At 60.1% G+C, this 19,739-nt stretch carries 21 protein-coding genes; 11 read left to right on the top strand and 10 right to left on the bottom strand.

The features are described from left to right. Positions 1-65 precede the first annotated feature (65 nt). Positions 66-959, top strand: a complete 894-nt coding sequence (locus J2X71_RS04985; RefSeq protein ID WP_310379667.1) for an EamA family transporter — start codon at positions 66-68, stop codon at positions 957-959. 4 nt (positions 960-963) lie between these two features. Here the strand turns inward: J2X71_RS04985 and J2X71_RS04980 are convergent, their stop codons facing one another. Continuing rightward, positions 964-1,431: a truncated hemoglobin gene (locus tag J2X71_RS04980; protein ID WP_310379665.1), complete on the bottom strand. Its 468-nt coding sequence runs from the start codon at positions 1,429-1,431 to the stop codon at positions 964-966. A gap of 172 nt (positions 1,432-1,603) precedes the next feature. Between J2X71_RS04980 and mbfA the strand changes: the two genes are divergently transcribed. Then, entirely contained in the window at positions 1,604-2,587 is a 984-nt protein-coding gene (mbfA, locus tag J2X71_RS04975; RefSeq protein ID WP_113325689.1) for an iron exporter MbfA, read from the top strand. Positions 2,588-2,652: 65 nt separating this feature from the next. On the opposite strand, the gene J2X71_RS04970 is transcribed toward mbfA, so the two are convergent. Continuing rightward, complete coding sequence (locus J2X71_RS04970; protein ID WP_310379662.1) at positions 2,653-3,252, bottom strand: transglutaminase-like cysteine peptidase; 600 nt, start codon at positions 3,250-3,252, stop codon at positions 2,653-2,655. Between the two features lie 210 nt (positions 3,253-3,462). Next, the gene (locus J2X71_RS04965; protein ID WP_310379660.1) at positions 3,463-4,260 is read right to left on the bottom strand and encodes an alpha/beta hydrolase; all 798 of its coding nucleotides are present in this window, start codon (positions 4,258-4,260) and stop codon (positions 3,463-3,465) included. Between the two features lie 180 nt (positions 4,261-4,440). Here J2X71_RS04965 and infC point away from each other — a divergent pair, with 180 nt between their 5' ends. From infC to pheT, 5 genes are all read left to right on the top strand, one after another. Continuing rightward, positions 4,441-4,977: a translation initiation factor IF-3 gene (infC, locus tag J2X71_RS04960; protein WP_310380076.1), complete on the top strand. Its 537-nt coding sequence runs from the start codon at positions 4,441-4,443 to the stop codon at positions 4,975-4,977. 298 nt (positions 4,978-5,275) lie between these two features. Beyond that, positions 5,276-5,479, top strand: coding sequence for a 50S ribosomal protein L35 (gene rpmI / locus J2X71_RS04955; RefSeq protein WP_004108077.1), 204 nt, complete (start codon positions 5,276-5,278; stop codon positions 5,477-5,479). A 39-nt stretch (positions 5,480-5,518) separates the two neighbouring features. Beyond that, entirely contained in the window at positions 5,519-5,923 is a 405-nt protein-coding gene (rplT, locus tag J2X71_RS04950) for a 50S ribosomal protein L20 (protein WP_007813309.1), read from the top strand. Positions 5,924-6,071: 148 nt separating this feature from the next. Further along, the gene (gene pheS / locus J2X71_RS04945; RefSeq protein ID WP_310379650.1) at positions 6,072-7,154 is read left to right on the top strand and encodes a phenylalanine--tRNA ligase subunit alpha; all 1,083 of its coding nucleotides are present in this window, start codon (positions 6,072-6,074) and stop codon (positions 7,152-7,154) included. Between the two features lie 15 nt (positions 7,155-7,169). Next, positions 7,170-9,593: a phenylalanine--tRNA ligase subunit beta gene (gene pheT / locus J2X71_RS04940; RefSeq protein WP_310379648.1), complete on the top strand. Its 2,424-nt coding sequence runs from the start codon at positions 7,170-7,172 to the stop codon at positions 9,591-9,593. 50 nt (positions 9,594-9,643) lie between these two features. Here pheT and J2X71_RS04935 read toward each other — a convergent pair whose 3' ends face one another. Continuing rightward, positions 9,644-10,003, bottom strand: coding sequence for a nuclear transport factor 2 family protein (locus J2X71_RS04935; RefSeq protein WP_113182234.1), 360 nt, complete (start codon positions 10,001-10,003; stop codon positions 9,644-9,646). A 118-nt stretch (positions 10,004-10,121) separates the two neighbouring features. After that, positions 10,122-10,622: a ferritin-like domain-containing protein gene (locus J2X71_RS04930; protein ID WP_113325694.1), complete on the bottom strand. Its 501-nt coding sequence runs from the start codon at positions 10,620-10,622 to the stop codon at positions 10,122-10,124. 145 nt (positions 10,623-10,767) lie between these two features. Here J2X71_RS04930 and J2X71_RS04925 point away from each other — a divergent pair, with 145 nt between their 5' ends. Then, positions 10,768-11,385 (top strand): hypothetical protein, encoded by a 618-nt coding sequence (locus tag J2X71_RS04925; RefSeq protein WP_310379645.1) that lies wholly within the window; start codon positions 10,768-10,770, stop codon positions 11,383-11,385. Here J2X71_RS04925 and J2X71_RS04920 read toward each other — a convergent pair. Beyond that, a complete protein-coding gene (locus J2X71_RS04920) occupies positions 11,375-11,818 on the bottom strand; it encodes a GNAT family N-acetyltransferase (protein WP_113325696.1) in 444 nt (147 codons plus the stop codon). The genes J2X71_RS04925 and J2X71_RS04920 overlap by 11 nt on opposite strands. Before the next feature lie 14 nt (positions 11,819-11,832). Beyond that, positions 11,833-12,780: an aldo/keto reductase gene (locus J2X71_RS04915; protein ID WP_310379641.1), complete on the bottom strand. Its 948-nt coding sequence runs from the start codon at positions 12,778-12,780 to the stop codon at positions 11,833-11,835. 177 nt (positions 12,781-12,957) lie between these two features. Between J2X71_RS04915 and J2X71_RS04910 the strand changes: the two genes are divergently transcribed. Continuing rightward, positions 12,958-13,944 (top strand): Gfo/Idh/MocA family oxidoreductase, encoded by a 987-nt coding sequence (locus J2X71_RS04910; RefSeq protein ID WP_310379640.1) that lies wholly within the window; start codon positions 12,958-12,960, stop codon positions 13,942-13,944. On the opposite strand, the gene J2X71_RS04905 is transcribed toward J2X71_RS04910, so the two are convergent. Next, positions 13,941-14,330, bottom strand: coding sequence for a GtrA family protein (locus J2X71_RS04905; RefSeq protein WP_310379637.1), 390 nt, complete (start codon positions 14,328-14,330; stop codon positions 13,941-13,943). The genes J2X71_RS04910 and J2X71_RS04905 overlap by 4 nt on opposite strands. After that, the gene (locus tag J2X71_RS04900; protein ID WP_310379635.1) at positions 14,327-15,322 is read right to left on the bottom strand and encodes a glycosyltransferase; all 996 of its coding nucleotides are present in this window, start codon (positions 15,320-15,322) and stop codon (positions 14,327-14,329) included. Before J2X71_RS04900 ends, J2X71_RS04905 begins: the two co-directional genes overlap by 4 nt. Positions 15,323-15,478: 156 nt before the next feature. Here J2X71_RS04900 and J2X71_RS04895 point away from each other — a divergent pair, with 156 nt between their 5' ends. Then, entirely contained in the window at positions 15,479-17,326 is a 1,848-nt protein-coding gene (locus J2X71_RS04895) for a hypothetical protein (protein ID WP_310380074.1), read from the top strand. An 11-nt stretch (positions 17,327-17,337) separates the two neighbouring features. Here J2X71_RS04895 and J2X71_RS04890 read toward each other — a convergent pair whose 3' ends face one another. Next, a complete protein-coding gene (locus tag J2X71_RS04890; protein WP_112541918.1) occupies positions 17,338-17,580 on the bottom strand; it encodes a hypothetical protein in 243 nt (80 codons plus the stop codon). Positions 17,581-18,157: 577 nt separating this feature from the next. Here J2X71_RS04890 and xseA point away from each other — a divergent pair. Then, the gene (gene xseA / locus J2X71_RS04885; RefSeq protein WP_310379629.1) at positions 18,158-19,738 is read left to right on the top strand and encodes an exodeoxyribonuclease VII large subunit; all 1,581 of its coding nucleotides are present in this window, start codon (positions 18,158-18,160) and stop codon (positions 19,736-19,738) included. Position 19,739 lies beyond the last annotated feature (1 nt).

Below are 19,739 nucleotides of genomic sequence, written 5' to 3'. Positions count from 1 at the left end.
TCAGAAGTTTGAATTTGTCGCTCATGCGCTGCTCTCATACGAAGAGCGCGCAATCGGAGAAGAACATGGAAGAAAGAACGACTGCCGGAACGGGCACGCTGACGGCGAAGACGCCTGCTGCATTTGGCGGCGTGGCTGCCGGCGGTTTGATGTGCCTCATGTCCATGTCCTCCATCCAGTTCGGGGCGGCGCTGTCCTCCTCCGCCATCGCAACCTATGGGCCGGTCGGTGCCACTTGGCTGCGCCTCGCTTTCGCTGCCATCATCCTGGCAATCGTCGTGCGCCCGCGCATCTTCAGCTACAGCCGCGCCCAGTGGACAAGTGCCCTGGTCCTCGGCACGACCACGGCGCTGATGACGATGAGTTTTTTCTCGTCGATCGAGCGCATTCCGCTCGGTCTCGCCGTCGCGATCGATTTTCTCGGACCGCTTTCCGTCGCGACCATTGGCTACGGATTGAGCCGGCGCCTCATCTGGCCGCTCGTTGCCGCTTTCGGCGTTCTGGCCCTCGCTCATGACGGGGAAGGCTGGGTTGGGGATCCCCTTGGTGTTCTCTTTGCATTTGGCGCGGGAGCCGGTTGGGCGATCTATATCGTGCTCACGAAGAAGATCGGCGCAAGCTTCAAGGGGCTGGAAGGGCTTTCCATGTCGCTCATGGTTGCCGCGGTGGTCGCAACGCCCTTCGGCTTTGCTGGCACGGTGCCGAAGCTTGATGCCGACGGCCTGATTGAAATGGCGGGCCTCGCCATTCTGGTGCCACTGCTGCCCTACACACTGGAGCTGATCGCGCTGCGGCGCATGCCGACGGCCTCCTTCGGCATCCTCATGAGCCTGGAACCCGCCATTGCAGCCCTCGCAGGCTTCGTCATTCTGGCACAGCCTATGACGCTTCTGCAGATGGCCGGAACGGCTTTGGTCGTCGCCGCGAGCGCTGGCGCGACCTTTTCGGCAAGGCAGTAAAGCGTCAGCCCATCTTCTTCGCGGGATCGTCAAGCGCCGGATTGTAGAAGAGCGACAGCGTCAGGCTCTTTGCGATCCGCTCCGCAGTCGCCATGAACCACTCCTTGGCTTCCGGCGTCGGTGCCACATCGTCGAGCGTTTGCGAAAACAGCGAAAGCCATTTCGGGAAAAGCTCCGGCGTCATGTTCGTAACGCCGAAATGCGCCTGCACCGGCTTGCCGCCATAGGCGCCGCTGCGGAAGGCGACGGACGACCAGAAGCTCTTCATCTTCTGCATATGTTCGGGCCAGCGGCCGGAAAGCCGCGCATCAAAGACAGGTCCGAGCTCGGGATGCCTGAGCACCCGCCCGTAGAAAGTCTCCACCAGCTTCGAAATGAAGGCCTCGTCCACGCCGATCGCCTTCATCTCAGCCTCGGCTTTTTCACGGATCGCGGCAACATGCGCGGCCCGTCCCTGTATCTCGCTATTCATCTTTAACCCCGGTGCCGCGTGCTGCAGCAGCTTCCATATAGGTTGACGTGCTGCCTCAGCAAAGCGCGATCGGCAGATCGCGGCATTCTGTCAATCCCGCCGGGCTTTGATCTTGACCCACGCGGGTTGCCTCTTTAGATTTAGAATAATTCTAAATTACTGGAGATTCCTTATGTTGGCCCGTTTTTTCAGATCACCGAAACGTTCCTTCCGCTCTCTCTCCGAGCAGGAAATCCTGGCGCTCGCCATCGCCTCGGAAGAAGATGATGCTCGCATCTATCTCGCCTACGCGGAGCATTTGCGACAGGAGTTTCCGGCCTCTGCCAAGGTGTTTGAAGATATGGCGGAGGTGGAGGACACGCACCGAAAGTCGCTGATCGAAATTCACCGCCAGCGCTTCGGTGAACGCATCCCGCTGATCCGCCGCGAGCATGTCGAGGGCTTTTACGAGCGCAAACCGGACTGGCTGCGTGCCAACCTGTCTCTCGATGCCATCAGGCAGGAAGCCGAGGCGATGGAGGAGCAGGCCTACCGCTTCTATGTCGAGGCGATCAAGCAGACCTCCGATGCCTCCACCCGTCAGTTGCTTGGCGATCTCGCTCTCGCCGAACAGGGCCATGAGGACATCGCCCGCATGCTGGGCGACAAGCACACGCCTGACGATGTAAAAAAGGAGGAGGATGAGACCGCGCGCCGCCAGTTCGTCCTGACCTATGTGCAGCCGGGCCTTGCCGGTCTGATGGATGGTTCGGTCTCGACGCTGGCGCCGATCTTCGCTGCGGCTTTTGCCACGCAGGATACCTGGCAGACCTTCCTCGTCGGCCTGTCGGCCTCGGTCGGTGCCGGCATCTCCATGGGCTTCACGGAGGCCGCCCATGACGACGGCAAGATCTCGGGACGCGGCTCGCCGATCAAGCGCGGCCTTGCCTGCGGCATCATGACGGCGCTCGGCGGTCTCGGCCACGCACTGCCCTACCTGATCCCGGACTTCTGGACCGCGACCATTACCGCCGCCATCATCGTTTTCTTCGAGCTCTGGGCGATCGCCTTCATCCAGAACAAATATATGGAGACGCCGTTCCTGCGCGCCGCCTTCCAGGTGGTCGTCGGCGGCAGCCTCGTGCTCGCAGCCGGTATTTTCATCGGGAACGCGTGAAGCATAGCTCAGAAATGAAAAAGGCCGGCTTTCGCCGGCCTTTCCCACAGTCCCCTCAAAATTAATTATTTCAGAGCGCCGACCAGAACGTCGCGGCCATTCTCGATGGTGACCCAGCGACCGGCATTGAAGCTCGACTGGCGCTTGATGAAGCTATAGGGCGTCGCAAACCACGGCTTGACGTCGGAAGCCAGGTTGTCGAGCACGAAATCGCCCTCGGCAGTACGCAACGTCAGCACCGCATGACCTTCACCATCAGGCTTGCGGACAACTGTCATCAGCAGATCGGCAGGTGAGAAGCCGCGCTGGATGAGGATACGGCGCTTCAGAAGCGCGAAGTCCTCGCAGTCGCCAGCCGTGGTCGGATAGGCCCAGACCTCGTCCTTGCCGTAGATTTCCTTGTCGGTCATCGGCGTGATGGTGCGGTTGACGGTCGCGTTGACCGAACGGACCGTGGCCCACTTGGCGCCGGTCATGGCGAGCGGACCGGTATTGCGGTTGGCACCGCATTCGCTGCGGTGCGTCTGACAGAAGTCGTAATGACCGACCGGCTGCGATGTCGCATTGCCGGTCACCATGGAGGCATTTTTGCTAGGAGCCGGAATAGCGGCCGGCGCCATTGCAAACACGGCCATCATGGCCACGAGGAAACCCTTGATCCGCACGCCCTACTTCCCTGCATCGCCCTTCATTTATTAACAAACAGTTAACGGAGAGGGCTGAAAGGAGTCAATCGTTACTTCTTGGGAGGGCCTTGCAACTCGTAGACATGGTTAAAATGCAACATAACCTTAGGGATATCTGAGCATAACTTGCTCAACCAAAGTCCTCTATTCGGGCAGTTGCATATTCTTTGGTGGACGACTGGCTTCAGTCTATCGGATGAGGCCTTTGACGGCGCTGCGCAGCCGCTCGATGTCCTGGGGGCGCGACAGCCTGTGGTCGCCGTCGCGGATGAAGGTCAGCACCACGTCGTCGGCAGGAAGATGTTCCACGAGTTTCATCGCATGCAGATAGGGCACGTCAGCATCTTTCATGCCCTGCAGGATATGGATCGGGCAGCCTGTTTCGATAATGCCGGTCAGCACCCGGTTCTGGCGGCCGTCCTCGATGAGGGCGCGTGTATAGATGTTGGGCTCCGGGCTATACTGCGAGCGTTCCTCGAAATAGCCGCGCTCCTCCAGCGAGGCGCGTTCCTTCTTCTTGAGGTGCGGCTCGATGAGATCAGAGGTGAAGTCCGGCGCCGGCGCTATCAACACCATGCCTTCGAGCTTTGGACCGCCGTCTTTCGCAAGCTCCTGCGCCACTCTGAGTGCGATCCAGCCGCCCATCGAAGAGCCGATGAGGATCATCCGTTTGGGGGCGGTATCGCGGATCACCGCGAGCGCCTCCTGCAGCCACCGCGAGATCGTGCCGTCGGTGAAGGTACCGCCGGAAAGCCCGTGACCGGAATAGTCGAGGCGGATGCAGGCGGCACCCAGTTCCTCCGCCAGCCGGTCGATTTCGACGGCCTTGCTGCCGCTCATGTCGGATCGGTAGCCGGATAGCCAGAAGAGGGCGGGAAGGTCGGCGCCTGTCCGCGCCGGCCGCAGCAGCATGGCGATCTGCCGTGCGTCCTCGTCTTCACCGACTGTCAGGAACTTCGGCTGAAGAATGGGCATCTCGTCGGACATTGGGCAGAACTCCTATTATTTTGGTCTATAAAACAGATTCTTGGCAGGCTGACAGCGGGTGATTTTTCCGCTATAGGATGTTATTGAATCCGTTGCAGTGATGGCGTGACCCGTTTGTGCCCCCTTTCGAACTGGGACACGAAGCTGCAACGTTCCGAACAACGCGAGGAGAATACGACCATTCGCAGACCCTTTAAAACCGACGCGCCCGTGAAGGATGGACCGCGTTCGAACCGTGAAATCCGCATTCCCAAAGTTCAGCTGATTGGGGCGAACGGTGAGAATCTGGGCGTCGTGCCTACCGACCAGGCCTTGAAAATGGCGGAAGAAGCCGGCCTCGACCTCGTCGAAATTTCTCCCAATGTCGAGCCGCCGGTGTGCAAGATCCTCGATCTGGGCAAGCTGAAATATGCCAACCAGAAGAAGGCCGCCGAAGCGCGCAAGAAGCAGAAGGTGGTTGAAGTCAAAGAAATCAAGATGCGTCCGAACATCGACACTCATGACTATGAAGTGAAGATGAAGGCGATGGGTCGCTTCTTTGACGAAGGTGACAAGGTGAAGGTAACGCTGAAGTTCCGTGGCCGCGAAATGGCCCACCAGGAACTCGGCATGAAGCTTCTCCAGCAGGTCAAGGCCGACACGCTTGAGATTGCCAAGGTCGAAGCCGAGCCGAAGCTCGAAGGCCGCCAGATGATGATGGTGCTGGCGCCGAAGTAACCGGTGCCGCATCCTTTCGCTCAAAGCCGTCCGACAGGGCGGCTTTTGTGATTCTTGCGGGTGCAAGAATCATCATCCGCCCCGTTGCACTTTCATGACGCTGCGGTTATAAGCGCGCGTCCGAACTGACCGGCAGGGCATGCCGTGGCAGTTTCGAATGCTTGCGGGCAGGTTTCGTCACTGGCCCCGCAGATCAACAACAAACGCTCCCACGCCTTTGGCGAAGACCGTAACAGGGCTTTCGCAGAAGGGCTTCTTTGATGAAGCGGGTGAGGAGCTCTCAGAACGGAGTAGCAAAATGCCCAAGATGAAGACGAAGTCCTCTGCCAAGAAGCGGTTCAAGATCACCGCCACCGGCAAGGTCAAGGCGGCTGCCGCTGGCAAGCGCCATGGCATGATCAAGCGCACGAACAAGTTCATTCGCGATGCACGCGGCACCATGGTTCTGGCAGAACCCGATGGCCGCAAGGTTGTGAAGAACTATCTGCCGAACGGTCTCTGAGACTATTCCGGTAACGCGTTAGATTAAGGAGATCATGAAATGGCACGTGTAAAAAGAGGCGTCACCGCCCACGCCAAGCACAAGAAGGTTCTGAAGCAGGCCAAGGGTTTCTACGGCCGCCGCAAGAACACCATCCGTACCGCCAAGGCTGCCGTTGACCGCGCCAAGCAGTACGCATACCGCGACCGCAAGGTTAACAAGCGCAACTTCCGCGCCCTCTGGATCCAGCGTATCAACGCTGCCGTCCGCGAATTCGGCCTGACCTACGGCCGCTTCATCGACGGCCTGAACAAGGCTGGCATCGAAGTCGACCGCAAGGTTCTCTCCGACATGGCAATCCATGAGCCGGAAGCATTCGGTGCCCTGGTTGCTGCCGCCAAGAAGGCCCTTGAGTACCTCAAGGAAACCGGCACGGCTAACGAGTTTGAAGGCGCGGTTCGTTAACCAGCGCTTCCCAAGCTTGACGCTTTTTTGAATTTTGGGAAACCCGCGCTGGTTTGGGCTAGCGCGGGTTTTTCTTTCTTTGTACTGCTTGCGCGGCCTTGCCGCGCCCGCCTTTCGAACGCCGCCTGATCTGGACGGAAAGAAGACAATGTCAGATATCGACCAGCTTAAATCCTCTCTGCTTGCCGAAATTGCCGCCGCCAATGACGAGCCTGCGCTCGAAACCGTTCGTGTTTCCGCGCTCGGCAAGAAGGGCTCGATTTCTGAGCTGCTGAAGACGCTCGGCGCCATGACGCCGGAAGAGCGACAGACCCGCGGCGCAGCAATCAATGCACTGAAGAACGAAGTAACCGACGCCCTTGCCGACCGCAAATCGGTGCTGAAGGAAGCTGCGATCAACGCCCGCCTGAAGGCTGAAACGGTCGACGTCAGTCTGCCGGTCCGTTCCTCACCGGCCGAGCGCGGCCGCATCCATCCGATCAGCCAGATTGTCGACGAAATCACCGCAATCTTCGGTGACATGGGTTTCTCGATTGCCGAAGGCCCCGATATCGAGACCGACTATTACAATTTCACGGCTCTGAACTTCCCCGAGGGACATCCGGCCCGCGAGATGCACGACACCTTCTTCTTCAATCCGGATGAGAAGGGCGAGCGCAAGGTTCTGCGCACGCATACCTCGCCGGTGCAGGTTCGCACGATGGAATCGCAGAAGCCGCCGATCCGCATCATCATCCCCGGCAAGACCTACCGCCAGGATTCCGATGCCACGCATTCGCCGATGTTCCATCAGGTCGAAGGCCTGGTCATCGACAAGAAGGCCAATGTCGGCAATATCCGCTGGGTGCTGGAGGAGTTCTGCAAGACCTTCTTCGAGGTCGACAGCGTGACGATGCGTTTCCGCCCGTCCTTCTTCCCCTTCACCGAGCCCTCCTTCGAGGTCGACATCCAGTGCGACCGCTCCGGTCCGATCGTCAAGTTCGGCGAAGGCACCGACTGGATGGAAATCCTCGGCTGTGGCATGGTCCACCCGAACGTGCTGCGTTACGGCGGGCTCGATCCGGACGAATATCAGGGCTTTGCCTGGGGCATGGGCCTCGACCGTATCGCCATGCTGAAATACGGCATGCCCGACCTGCGCGACTTCTTCAATGCCGATGTCCGCTGGATGAATCACTATGGCTTCCGCCCGCTCGACATGCCGACGCTGTTCGGCGGTCTCAGCGTTTAAGGGAGGATTGGACCTATGAAATTCACGCTTTCCTGGCTGAAGGATCATCTGGAAACGGATGCCACGCTCGATGAGATCTGCATCCGCCTGACTGAGATCGGGCTGGAAGTGGAAGATGTCGACGACAAGGCGGCCTTCAAGCCCTTCGTCATCGCCAAGGTTCTCTCGGCCGAAAAACACCCGCAGGCCGATCGCCTGAAGGTGCTGATGGTCGATATCGGTGAAGGTGCTCCGGTGCAGGTCGTCTGCGGCGCACCGAATGCGCGTGCAGGCCTCGTCGGCGCCTTTGCTGCTCCTGGCACCTATGTTCCCGGCATCGACGTGACGCTGTCGGTCGGCAATATCCGCGGTGTCGAAAGCCGCGGCATGATGTGCTCGGAAAAGGAACTGCAGATCTCCGACAATCACGACGGCATCATCGACCTTCCGGAAGATGCGCCCGTGGGCACGAGCTACGCCGCATATTCGCATCTCGACGATCCGGTCATCGAGATCAACCTGACGCCGAACCGTCCGGACTGCACCTCGATCTATGGCATCGCCCGCGATCTTGCAGCCTCCGGCCTCGGCACGCTGAAGACGCGACCTGCGCCGTCCTTCGCCGTCGAAGGCGAAACGCCGGTCAAGCTGACGCTCGATCTCGATGATCCCAAACTCTGCCCGGGCTTCGGCCTGCGGCTCGTGCGCGGCGTGAAGAATGGTCCGAGCCCGCGCTGGCTGCAGCAGCGGCTGCTCGCCATCGGCCTGCGCCCGATCAATGCGCTCGTCGATATCACCAACTACATGACCTTCGACCAGGGCCGGCCGATGCACGTCTTCGACGCCGCCAAGGTCAAGGGCAACCTGACTGTGCGTCGCGCCAAGGAAGGCGAAACCGTGCTGGCGCTCGACCAGCGCGAATATAAGCTCGGCCCGAACAATGTCGTCATCGCTGACGAGAACGGTATTGAATCGATCGGCGGCATCATGGGCGGCGAACATTCCGGCTGTGATGAAAAAACCGTTGACGTGCTGATCGAATCCGCCCTCTGGGATCCGATGAACATCGCCAAGTCTGGTCGCGCGCTCGGCATTATCACCGATGCGCGCTACCGTTTCGAACGCGGCGTCGATCCGGAATACATGGTTCCCGGCCTTGAGCGCACGACGGAACTGGTGCTGGAACTTTGCGGCGGCGGCGCGGCAAAGGCCGAGATTGTCGGCTACAAGGGTTACGAGCCCAAGATCGTTGACTTCCCCTACTCGGAGGTCAAGCGGTTGACCGGCCTCGAAGTCTCGACGGACGAAAGCAACACAATCCTGACCCGTCTCGGCTTCAAGGTCTCCGGCTCCGGTGAACGCGTCTCCGTGGCCGTTCCCTCCTGGCGTCCTGACGTGGACGGCAAGGCCGATCTCGTCGAAGAGGTCATGCGCATCCACGGCGTCGACAACATCAAGCCGGCGCCGCTCGAAAGTCACGCTGCTGTCAACGGCCGCATCCTGACGGTGCTGCAGATCCGCACCCGCTCCGCCAAGCGCGCGCTCGCCTCGCGCGGCATGCTGGAAGCTGTCACCTGGTCCTTCATTCCGGAAGATCAGGCAAAGCTCTTCGGCGGCGGTTCTCCGGCCCTCAAGCTCGCAAATCCGATCGCAGCTGAAATGTCGGACATGCGCCCCTCGCTGCTGCCGGGCCTGCTTACGGCTGCCCAGCGCAATGCCGATAAGGGCTATGGCGATGTGGCGATCTTCGAAGTCTCTGGCACCTACGAAAACGACACGCCGGAAGGCCAGCGGCGCGTCGCCGGCGGCATCCGCCGTGGCACGGCATCGCTTTCCGGCGCCGGCCGCATGTGGTCGAATGCGGCAAAGGGCGGCGGCAAGCCGGTCGATGTCTTCGATGCCAAGGCCGATGCGCTTGCCGTTATCGAAGCCTGCGGCCTGCCGACGGGCAATATCCAGATCGAGCAGGGTGGTCCGGAATGGTATCACCCCGGCCGTTCCGGGACGATCAAGATGGGTCCGAAGGTGATCCTCGGCTATTTCGGCGAGTTCCATCCGACCACGCTTGAAAAGCTTGATGTGTCCGGTGCTCTCTGCGGCTTTGAAGTCTATCTCGACGCCATGGCCGAGCCGAAGAAGAAGGCGACCCGTACCAAGCCGGCGCTCGAACTTTCGCCCTTCCAGGCCGTCAGGCGCGACTTCGCCTTCGTCGTCGACAAGACGGTGGAAGCCGGCGCCATCATCAAGGCGGCCACCGGCGTCGATCGCAAGCTTATCACTGGCGTCAACGTCTTCGATATTTTCGAAGGTGCCTCGGTTGGCGAGGGTAAGAAATCTGTTGCGATCGAGGTCCAGATCCAGCCGGCCGACCGCACGCTGACCGACGAGGATTTTGAGGCGCTGACGCAGAAGATCGTCGCCAGCGTCACCAAGTTCACCGGCGGCGTCCTGAGAAGCTGATCCGACTAACAGAAAGTTTGAGAAGACCGGCGGCGCAAGCTGCCGGTCTTTTATATGTGAAGATGATAGAGCTTGCTGACGATCGTCCAGCGTCCGTCGATCTTCAACAGTGACAGATAGTCGGTGAAGCGCATGCCGGCAAAATCGTCGGTCACTTTCACAGTCGCCGCATCGCCGGAAATATCGATGCTGCCGATGTCCATATAAGGCTGAGTTCCGGGTGGTGCGGCCCCTTCCTCAAGGATTGCCGCGATGAATTCATCGCGCGAGAGCCATTCCACCGCATTCTGATAGTGCCCGATGATCGAGCTCTTCGGGTGAAAGGCTTTCTTCAGGGCTGCTTCATTGGCGAAGGCCATGCCCTCGACATAGAGATGAACCGTCGCTTCGATTGCCTGCCTGTCGGCCATATCGACACCTCGCCTCACATTCTGAAGGAAATGATAGCGGGGTCGTCGGCGAAGGCAAGGCTGGGAGAAGGAGAGCGGCCGGCGCCGGCCGCTCTCCTTGCCGGTATGAGGACAAGTATCAGGCTGCGCGAGACGCTTTCTGGTTCGCGGCAGTCGTTGCAAGCTTCGTCAGAAGCTGGTCGGTCTTGCCTTCTTCCTGCAGCGTCTGATCGAGAAGCGTGACGGCTTCCTTGAAGCCCAGCGTCTGCGCCCAGGTCTTCAGTGTCCCGTAGCGCGCGATTTCATAATGCTCGACGGCCTGAGCCGAGGAGATCAGGCCTGCATCAATCGCGGCAGTACCTTTGAAATCCTCGATGATTTCCTCGCCTTCGGCAATGATGCCCTGGATCGCCTCACAGGTCTTGCCCTGGGCGCGCTTGCCGATGATTTCGAAGACCTGCTGCAGCCGCTCGACATGACCTTCGGTTTCTTCGCGATGCTTCTCGAAACCCGCCTTCAGTTCCTGGGACTGGGCAGCGCGCGCCATCTTCGGCAGGGCGCGCAATATCTGCCGTTCGGCGAAATAGATGTCCTTGAGCGTATCGTAAAACAGATCTTCCAGTGTCTTTTCCTTGGCCATTGTTCCGTTCCTTCGTTGGGGGATTCGCGCCCTTTCGGCGACACTCTTAGAAGCGAATACCGCGCTAATTGTTCCCGGCGCATTTCGGGTGGAACGGCTCCATTTTCCGGGCAATGATGTCTGGAGCAATCGGAGAGGATCGCACATGAAGAAACCGGGATCGATGAAGGGGCTCGAGGATCTCGGCCGGGTGCGCCTGTCGAAGAATTTCTTCTTCCGCGATTTCCTCCACTCAGAGATCGCCGATTTCTATCGTATCCCGAACATCCCCGACGATCCCGATCTTGCCGTCGAGACGGGCCGGCGTCTCTGCGAGGAATTGCTGGAGCCTCTGGAAGCGACGTTCGGGCGCCTTCACGTCCGCTCCGGCTACCGCTCGCCTGCGGTCAATCGCTTCGGCAATGAGAACAACCTGAACTGCTCGACCAATGCCGCCACCGCCGCCCATCATATCTGGGACATGCGCGACTTCGACGGCTGCATGGGAGCGGCCGCCTGCATCGCCGTTCCCTGGGTGGTCGATCGTTATAGTGACGAAAGCGATTGGCAGAGGCTCGCCTGGTGGATCCATGACCACCTACCCTATGCCTCGCTCTGCTTCTTCCCGAAACTATGGGCCTTCAACATCCAGTGGCATGAGCGGCCGAAGCGGGTGATCCAGAGCTATGTGCGCCCGCGCGGCATCCTGACCAAGCCGGGCATGGCCAATTGGGAAGGTGATCATTCCGAATGGTATGAGGGCTTTCCGCAACTCAAAAATTGATGCGGTAGCGGATGTGGCCGTCACTCTTGACGTATGTCTCATAGAGCGCGCGGGCCGTCTTGTTCTGCTCGCTCGTATGCCAGTAGAGCCGCGACCAGCCGTTCTTCTTGCAGAGGGCTACGAGGTCGTCCATCAGCGCCCGGCCGACACCCTTGCCGCGCACATTTTCTGATACGAACAGGTCTTCGAGATAGCAGTCCCTACCGCGGATCCATGTGCCTTCATGCGTCAGGCAGAGTGTAAAGCCCACGACTTCGCCGTCGAGTTCCGCCACTCGCATGAAGATTGCCGACGCCGGATCGAAGACCCGGCGCCAGGTGGAATCGGTAATATCGGCATCGACGGTGACCTCGTAGAAAGCGAGATAGTCCGCCCAGAGAGCACGCCAGCGCGTCTCGTCTTCGGGTCTCGCATCGCGGATTGTCACGGTCACGTCATCACCTCGTTTTAGGCACCGGCCTCGTCGAGCAGCGCCATTGCCTCGTCGGAGAGCTTGAGCGTGGCCGATTTCACCAGGCTTTCAAGCTGCGAAAGGCTCGTAGCACTGGCGATCGGCGCCGTCACGCCCTTCTTGCGCAAGAGCCAGGCGAGAGAGATTTCCGCCGGCATGGCGCCCGTCTCGGCCGAGACCGTGTCGAGTGCTGCGAGAATGCGCGTGCCCTTGTCATTGAGATACTGGGAAACGCGGCCTTCGCGGGCCCGGCCCTCCGTATCCGCCTTGCTGCGGTATTTGCCCGACAGGAAGCCGGCTGCGAGGCTGAAATAGGTGATGACGCCGATATCCTCCTTCACGCAGAGATCGGCAACCGGGCCTTCAAAGCTCGAACGCTCATAGAGGTTATATTCCGGCTGCAGCGCCTGATAGCGCGGCAGGCCTGCCTTGTCGGCGGCATCGAAGGAGGCCTGCAGCAGGCTCGCATCATAGTTCGAGCAGCCCACGGAGCGGATCTTGCCCTGTTCGAGCAGCTTGGCATAGGCGCCAAGCGATTCCTCATGCGGCGTATCGGCATCCGGCCAGTGCGACAGATAGAGGTCGATATAGTCGGTCTGCAGCCGGCGCAGCGAGTCCTCAACTGCCTTCAGAATATAGTTGGCCTTCAGCGTCTTGCCCTGACCCATGTCGGAGCCGACCTTGGTGATGATCACGGCCCTGTCGCGGGAGACCTTTCCCTTTTTCAGCCACTTGCCGATGATCTCTTCAGAGTCGCCGCCCTTATTGCCCGGCACCCAGGCGGAATAGGCGTCGGCGGTGTCGATCGTGTTGAGACCCGCATCGAAGAAGCCGTCCAGAATATCGAAGGACGTTTTCTCGTCGGCCGTCCAGCCGAAGACATTGCCGCCGAAGACGATCGGCGAGATCGAAAGACCTGTTTTTCCAAGCCGGCGCATTTCCATGGCGCTCTCCCAAAATGCTGAAGTGATTGAAATCTGAAACGGCAGAACGCCGTCCATCGGTAACCTAGCGCGGAGTGTCCTGGAAGGAAACCAAACTTCCGTGATCGGCCGTCGCGCCATTGCGCCGCAAGAGAGGGCTGAATAAGGTGCGCCCGATGGATTTCAGGAGGACCTTTCATGTTGCGTTTCGGTATACTTTCAACGGCCAAGATCGGCCGGGACAATGTCGTTCCCGCCATTCAGGACGCGGAAAACTGCGTTATTACCGCCATTGCCAGCCGTGATTTTGCGCGCGCCCGTGACATGGCGGACCGCTTCTCCGTGCCGCATGCCTTCGGCTCCTACGAGGAAATGCTGGCGTCCGACGTGATCGATGCCGTCTATATTCCGCTGCCGACCTCCCAGCATATCGAATGGTCGATCAAGGCTGCGGATGCCGGCAAGCACGTGCTCTGCGAAAAGCCGATTGCGCTCAAGGCCTCCGAGATCGACGATCTCATCGCCGCCCGCAACCGCAACAAGGTCATCATCAGCGAAGCCTTCATGGTCGCCTATTCGCCGGTCTGGCGGAAGGTCCGTTCCTTGTTGCAAGATGGTGCGATCGGCGAACTTCGGCATGTACAGGGCGCCTTCACCTATTACAACCGCGACCCCGGCAACATGCGCAACATCCCGGCGCTTGGTGGCGGCGGCCTGCCTGACATCGGCGTCTATCCCGTCATCAGTACCCGCTTCTCCACCGGCAAAGAGCCGTCCTGGGTCCAGGCGATCACCGAGCGCGATGCCGAGTTCGGCACCGATATCTATTCCAGCGTGAAGGCCGATTTCGGCGATTTCGAGCTGAGCTTCTATATTTCCACCCAGATGGCCGGCCGCCAGATCATGGTCTTCCACGGCACCGACGGCTATATCGAGGTCAAGTCGCCCTTCAACGCCAATCGCTGGGGCCCTGAGGAGATCGAAGTGACCAATCGTGGTCATAACGAATCCCAGATCATCCGCTTCCAGGACAGCCGCCAGTACAGGTGCCAGGCGGAAGCTTTTGCCCGCGCTGCTGCAGGCGAAAAGGAAGAGATCGTTACGCTGGAAGATTCCAAGCTCAACCAGAAGGTCATCGACGCCATCTACCGCGCCAGCGAGCAGGATGGTTGGGAAGCCGTTTAATTTTTCTCGGCTTTGCCGCGGAAGACGAAGCGGGAATAGCCGAAGAAGCTGAAGAACATCGACGCTGCGGTCGCGAGCACCATCGCGACAAGCGGCTGCAGCGCCGGTAGCGATAGAAGCAGCGCCGAGTAGAGCCCATAATTGACGAGGGCGGCCGTCACGCCGACCGACCCGTAGCGGAAGCCTTCTGCGGCCAGCGACCGGCCTGATCGGTCGAACGTGAAAGTCCGGTTGAAGGCCCATGTCGTCGCCATCGCGAGCGCAATGGCAAACAGCCGGGCGATGAAGGGACCGAGTGGCGTCACGTGCAGAAGCAGCGCAAGCACGCCCGCATCGACGATAAAACCCAGCCCACCGGCGATCGCGAAACGAACGAGCTTCTTCATGCGGCATCCGCTTTCTTGCCATCAAGCGTTATGGCTGAGGTTTTATCCTTTACCGAAACCGGTGCCGCAAGGCTCATATAATGGATGCGCAACTGCTCAGCCCGCGATCGCGCAACGGAATCGAGGATTACACCGGCAGTAAACAGCATGATGGAGATCATCGCCAGTGCCGTCGAAAGCACCCAGGTCGGCATGCGGCTGACGAGGCCGGTTGCAAAATATTCTGCCAGCACCGGCCCCATGAAGCCGAGACTTGCCAGCATGAAGAGGGCGCTGATCGTGCCGAAGAAAGCGAAGGGCCGCGTTTCCTTCATCAGCATGGCAAACATCCAGAGGATCTTGCCGCCGTCGCGGAAGGTCGACAGCTTTGAATGCGAGCCTTCCGGGCGCCTCCCGTAATGCAGTTCCAGTTCACTGACAGGCAATTTCAGCCGCGACGCATGCACCGACATTTCCGTCTCGATCTCGAAGCCGCCGGAAACCGCGGGGAAACTCTTGACGAAACGGCGTGAGAAGGCTCGATAGCCGGAGAAGATGTCGGTGAAGTCAGGCCCGAAGATCGCGCGATAGAGGATGTTGAACAGCCGGTTCCCGAGGGCATGTCCCTGCCGGCCGGCATCGTCATGCACGCCACGCCGCGTGCCGACCACCATATCGGCCCGTTCCGTCAGCAGCGTCCGCACCAGCTCTTCGGCATCCTCGGGCGCATAGGTCCCGTCGCCGTCGGCGATGATGTAGATGTCGGCATCGATATCGGCGAACATGCGCCGCACCACATGACCCTTGCCCTGGCGCCGCTCGCGCACGACATGCGCGCCGGCGAGCATGGCATGCAGCGCCGTGCCATCGGTGGAATTATTGTCGTAGACATGGATATGCGCATCGGGCAGTGCCGCCCGGAAACCCCTGACGACAGCCCCAATCGTCGCCGCTTCGTTGTAGCAGGGAAGCAGAACGGCAATATCAGGACTTTCGCTGAGCGATCGCGCCATGGGGTTACACTCGTTACAAAGAAACCGCGGCGAATTTACGCCATGCAGCGTTAACAAGCCCCTATAAGAAACGAAAGCTGTCACGTCCTGTGGTTTACACTTTCTTGACAAGCCAAGGCTAAGGTTTGCCCATCACGCAACGACCTGGCTATCATGATGAACGCAGTGCAGCCGATCGCCAAGGCGCAATCCGCATCAGCCAGGACTGGATTCGTCGGCAGTATCCGGCAGATGCTGACGCGTCTCCTGCCATCCGCTCTCATCTACACCGTTATCCTGATCGGCATTATCACCGTCATGAAATATGCCGGAGGTCCGGTCGATTATGTCGGCCCCGATAATGACGACGGCATGCGCTTGGTGGAGGTCAGGGATTTCCTGAACGGGCAGGGCTGGTTCGATCTGATGCAGTATCGGCTCGGTCTGGGGGAAGGCACGCTCATGCACTGGTCGCGGCTGATCGACCTGCCGATCGCTGCGCTCATTCGCTTCTTCGGCCTCCTCCTCGGCCATGATGCTGCGGAAGCTGCTGCACTCGTGGTCTGGCCCCTGTCGCTCGTTTTTCCTGCCATGCTTGCCATGGGCCTTGCCGGCCGTCGTGTCGGCGGCCTTGCCGGCATGCACCTGTCTTTCTGCTTTGCCGGCATGGCGATCTATACTGGCAATCGTTTTGCGCCCGGCGCCATCGATCATCACAATGCCCAGCTCGCGCTCGTCGCGACCATGGTGGCGATGCTCTTCGATGAAAAACAGCGCGCCTGGAACTACGCCGTCGCTGGCGTGTCAGCCGCATTGGCGATTGCGATCGGTGCGGAAACCACGCCCTTCGTTGCCATCTATTGCTTGGTCGTGGCATTTCTCTGGGTCTGGGAAGGCGAGCCGTTCGCCGCCGCCACCAGGGCTTTCGGCCTTAGCCTCGCTGTTGCGATCAGCATCCTCTTCTTTGCAACGGTGCCGCCACAGCACTATTCGGCGGTGACTTGCGACAATCTCTCGCTCGGCTTCTACAGCCTGGCGACGATTGGCGGTGGCCTGCTGCTTGCCTCCGCGGTCTTTGCCAGCCGTCTCGGCCGCGGCTTGCGTTTCGCAGTGCTTGCGGCGGTCGGTGCCGCCGTTTTCGGTTCGGTTATGGTCATTGCGCCTGAATGCCTGCGCAATCCGCTTGCCGATCTCGATCCCATGCTGGTCGAGCTCTGGCTGCGCAACGTCTCGGAAGCGCAATCCATTCTCGCGCTCAGCCGGACAGATCCCTTTTCCATCGGCGCATTCTATGCGCCTGGCCTGCTCGCGATCGCCGTCTGCATTTTCCGCTCCGTGCAGGGCGATCGCGTGCAGGTCCATCTCGTCCTTCTGGCGCTCTTGAGCGTCAGCTGGGCCGTCGCACTGGTCCAGGTCCGTGGAGCCGTCTTCTCAAACCTCCTGTCCATCCTGCCGCTTGCCTTGCTGGTCATCGATGTGCGCCGCATGTCGAACGGCGACAGCGAAAATGCCGCAGCTGCCCTAGTCTATATCGTGACGGTTCTCGCAAGTGTGCCGGCGGTATGGGCCGTCGGCGGCGCGCTCGTCGAGATGCAGGTCAACAAGACAAAGAATGCCGACGAGGCAGAGGGCCCTTCATGTTCCTCCAGGCAGGCACTCGCGCCGCTCGGCGTCCTGCCTGCCGGTCTCGTCTCGGCGCCGTCGGAGATGGGTGTGCCAATCCTGCGCTACACCGCCAACCGTGTTTTGTCGGCGCCCTATCATCGCAACCAGGGCGGCATGCTGACCGAGATGCATATCGGTCTGGCCGAGCCGCAGGAAGCAGAGGCATTTCTGAAGGGAGCGGGCGTCACTGTGCTTGCCTTCTGCCCGGATGATCTGCAGACAAGTGAAATCGCCAGATTGAAGCCCGACGGGCTCTATGCGCAGCTGGGGAAGGGCAGTATCCCTGCGTATCTCGACCCGTTGCCAAAAGCTGCGGGCAGCGGCGTCCAGTTCTTCCGTTACCGGCCGGCGTCGGACTGACGTTCTGTCTTTCAGGAGTGGACAAGCACAGCCCGCAGGCGATCGGTGGTAAAGAGGCCGCCGAGATAAAGCAGCAGGCCGGCATTGTAACCGATGATCGTGTAGAAAAGCGCCAGGAATGAAACCGCACCGCCCGAGACAATCGCGGCGATGGCAAAGGTTACGGCGATCAGCATGGCGACGATTGCAATGACGCCGGCTGAGCGCATAAGGCCAGCGGTGAGGCCCAGGGTGGTTGCTGTCAGGATGATCATGTCGTCACCTCTTCTTCAGGTCGTTTGCGAGGAGCCTAGGGGCCCTCCGCTAACAAAAGTTTATTGGCCACCCTTAATGAAAGCTGCAATTGCAGCCATGGTTACGGATGCGTTCACCTGACGGCATTTCCTCCGGCTTGCGCCGGGCATGCGTTTCGATATAAGTCAACTCTGTTACAGGCTGAAAAGTTCCGTTACTTTCTCATTTACGTAAACGGAACTCCCCCTCAACGGCAACGACGTAGAGCGAAGCAGCATCACGCTGACAATTCGATCGGCGCCTGATCGACTGGTTGTTCGGAAAGAGGGCGAGCCGATACCTATAATGGTTGAACATAGCGACGATGAAAGAAGCGATCCCTCCCGCGCCTTCCATCGGCGGGGAATACTCACTGTCACCAGCATGCTCATTTTTCGGGTCGGTGTTCGCCACTCCCTACGAACGTGAATGATACTAAGATTTTTTTTGAAGTAGCGATATCCCTATTTCTTGGGTCTCCCACCGATTTTTGTATAAAAATTCGCCCTTCTCCTACCCCGACCTTTCCGTTTAGGGGCGATCAAAATAGAAAGGGGGATGAGCAATGTCTTTGACGGCGATTCGCCTACTAACCTTGCGGAATATTCGGTCTCGGAGCTCTCCGGTTCCATCAAGCGGACCGTCGAGACGGCCTTCGATCAGGTGCGTGTACGCGGCGAGATTTCGGGTTACCGCGGCCCGCATTCCTCGGGCCACGCTTACTTCTCGCTGAAGGACGACCGTGCGCGTATCGATGCAGTCATCTGGAAAGGCACTTTTTCTCGCCTGAAGTTCCGCCCGGAAGAGGGCATGGAGGTGATCGCGACCGGCAAGGTCACGACCTTCCCCGGCTCATCCAAATACCAGATCGTCATCGAGACGCTGGAGCCTGCCGGTGCCGGCGCATTGATGGCGCTGATCGAGGAGCGCAAGCGTAGGTTGGGCGCCGAGGGCCTTTTCGATCCCTCACGCAAGAAGCGCCTGCCTTTCATGCCTAAGGTAATCGGCGTCGTGACCTCGCCGACGGGCGCCGTCATCCGCGATATCCTGCATCGTATCTCCGATCGTTTCCCCGTCCATGTCATCGTCTGGCCGGTCAAGGTTCAGGGCGAAGGCTCTGGCGAGGAGGTGGCAAACGCTATCAACGGCTTCAACGCCCTGGAGCCTGGCGGCGATGTTCCACGCCCAGATGTGCTGATCGTCGCCCGCGGCGGCGGCAGTCTCGAAGATCTCTGGAGCTTCAACGACGAAATCGTCGTGCGGGCCGCAGCCGATAGCTGGATTCCGTTGATCTCGGCTGTCGGCCACGAGACCGACTGGACGCTGATCGATTACGCCGCCGATGTCCGCGCCCCGACACCGACCGGTGCTGCCGAAATGGCCGTGCCCGTCAAGGCCGAGCTTGAGGCCCAGGTTGCAGGTCTCACTGCCCGCCTGCAGGGCTGCATGAGCCGACAGATGGACCAGCGACGCCAGTCCGTCCGTGCTCTGATGCGCGCCCTGCCGTCGCTCGATCAGCTTCTGGCGCTGCCCCGCCGCCGCTTTGATGAGGCGGCCGCTGGCCTTGGCCGCGGGCTGGAGCTCAACACCATTAACAAGCGCCGCGGTTTCGAGCGTGTCGCCTCACATCTGCGGCCGGACGTGCTGTCCAACCGCATCACAGAGCGTCGGCAGCTCCTGAACGAACGTATGGCCCGGGCCGAACGCACCGTCGAGCGCCTGCTCGATCGCTCGAAGTCCCGCATCGAACGCGCAGAGGCCATCCTCGCCTCGCTTCCGGCCCGGCTGAAGACACAGACCGACCGCGGTCGTGAGCGCCTCGGCAATCTGTCGCGTCATGCCGATACGGCAATCCGCCATCAGCTGACGCGTGCCCGCGCCGAGCTTTCCGCGCAGGACCGCGTTCTTCAGTCTCTCTCCTACAAGAACGTGCTGAAGCGCGGCTATGCCGTCATCCGCGATGAGGATAACAGGCCGGTCTCGCAGGCATCAGCACTCTCCGCCGGCATGGGCATCGCCATTGAGTTCGCCGACGGCCGCGTCGGCGCCATGACGACGGAAGGCGGCGCTGCGCCATCAGGAGCCAGGAAGCGCACGGTCAGGGCAGGCGAGCCACCGAAGCAGGGAAGCCTGTTCTAGC

The organism is Rhizobium sp. 1399 (assembly GCF_031455475.1).
GTDB lineage: Bacteria > Pseudomonadota > Alphaproteobacteria > Rhizobiales > Rhizobiaceae > Rhizobium.
This window is presented reverse-complemented; position numbering and strand designations above follow the sequence as displayed.

Bases quoted from the DNA above. Each gene is read 5' to 3' on its own strand.
- J2X71_RS04985 (WP_310379667.1), top strand. From the start codon at position 66: ATGGAAGAAAGAACGACTGCCGGAACGGGCACGCTGACGGCGAAGACG.
- J2X71_RS04980 (WP_310379665.1), bottom strand. From the start codon at position 1,431: ATGAATAGCGAGATACAGGGACGGGCCGCGCATGTTGCCGCGATCCGT.
- mbfA (WP_113325689.1), top strand. From the start codon at position 1,604: ATGTTGGCCCGTTTTTTCAGATCACCGAAACGTTCCTTCCGCTCTCTC.
- J2X71_RS04965 (WP_310379660.1), bottom strand. From the start codon at position 4,260: ATGTCCGACGAGATGCCCATTCTTCAGCCGAAGTTCCTGACAGTCGGT.
- rpmI (WP_004108077.1), top strand. From the start codon at position 5,276: ATGCCCAAGATGAAGACGAAGTCCTCTGCCAAGAAGCGGTTCAAGATC.
- rplT (WP_007813309.1), top strand. From the start codon at position 5,519: ATGGCACGTGTAAAAAGAGGCGTCACCGCCCACGCCAAGCACAAGAAG.
- pheS (WP_310379650.1), top strand. From the start codon at position 6,072: ATGTCAGATATCGACCAGCTTAAATCCTCTCTGCTTGCCGAAATTGCC.
- pheT (WP_310379648.1), top strand. From the start codon at position 7,170: ATGAAATTCACGCTTTCCTGGCTGAAGGATCATCTGGAAACGGATGCC.
- J2X71_RS04935 (WP_113182234.1), bottom strand. From the start codon at position 10,003: ATGGCCGACAGGCAGGCAATCGAAGCGACGGTTCATCTCTATGTCGAG.
- J2X71_RS04930 (WP_113325694.1), bottom strand. From the start codon at position 10,622: ATGGCCAAGGAAAAGACACTGGAAGATCTGTTTTACGATACGCTCAAG.
- J2X71_RS04925 (WP_310379645.1), top strand. From the start codon at position 10,768: ATGAAGAAACCGGGATCGATGAAGGGGCTCGAGGATCTCGGCCGGGTG.
- J2X71_RS04915 (WP_310379641.1), bottom strand. From the start codon at position 12,780: ATGGAAATGCGCCGGCTTGGAAAAACAGGTCTTTCGATCTCGCCGATC.
- J2X71_RS04910 (WP_310379640.1), top strand. From the start codon at position 12,958: ATGTTGCGTTTCGGTATACTTTCAACGGCCAAGATCGGCCGGGACAAT.
- J2X71_RS04905 (WP_310379637.1), bottom strand. From the start codon at position 14,330: ATGAAGAAGCTCGTTCGTTTCGCGATCGCCGGTGGGCTGGGTTTTATC.
- J2X71_RS04900 (WP_310379635.1), bottom strand. From the start codon at position 15,322: ATGGCGCGATCGCTCAGCGAAAGTCCTGATATTGCCGTTCTGCTTCCC.
- J2X71_RS04895 (WP_310380074.1), top strand. From the start codon at position 15,479: ATGAACGCAGTGCAGCCGATCGCCAAGGCGCAATCCGCATCAGCCAGG.
- J2X71_RS04890 (WP_112541918.1), bottom strand. From the start codon at position 17,580: ATGATCATCCTGACAGCAACCACCCTGGGCCTCACCGCTGGCCTTATG.
- xseA (WP_310379629.1), top strand. From the start codon at position 18,158: ATGAGCAATGTCTTTGACGGCGATTCGCCTACTAACCTTGCGGAATAT.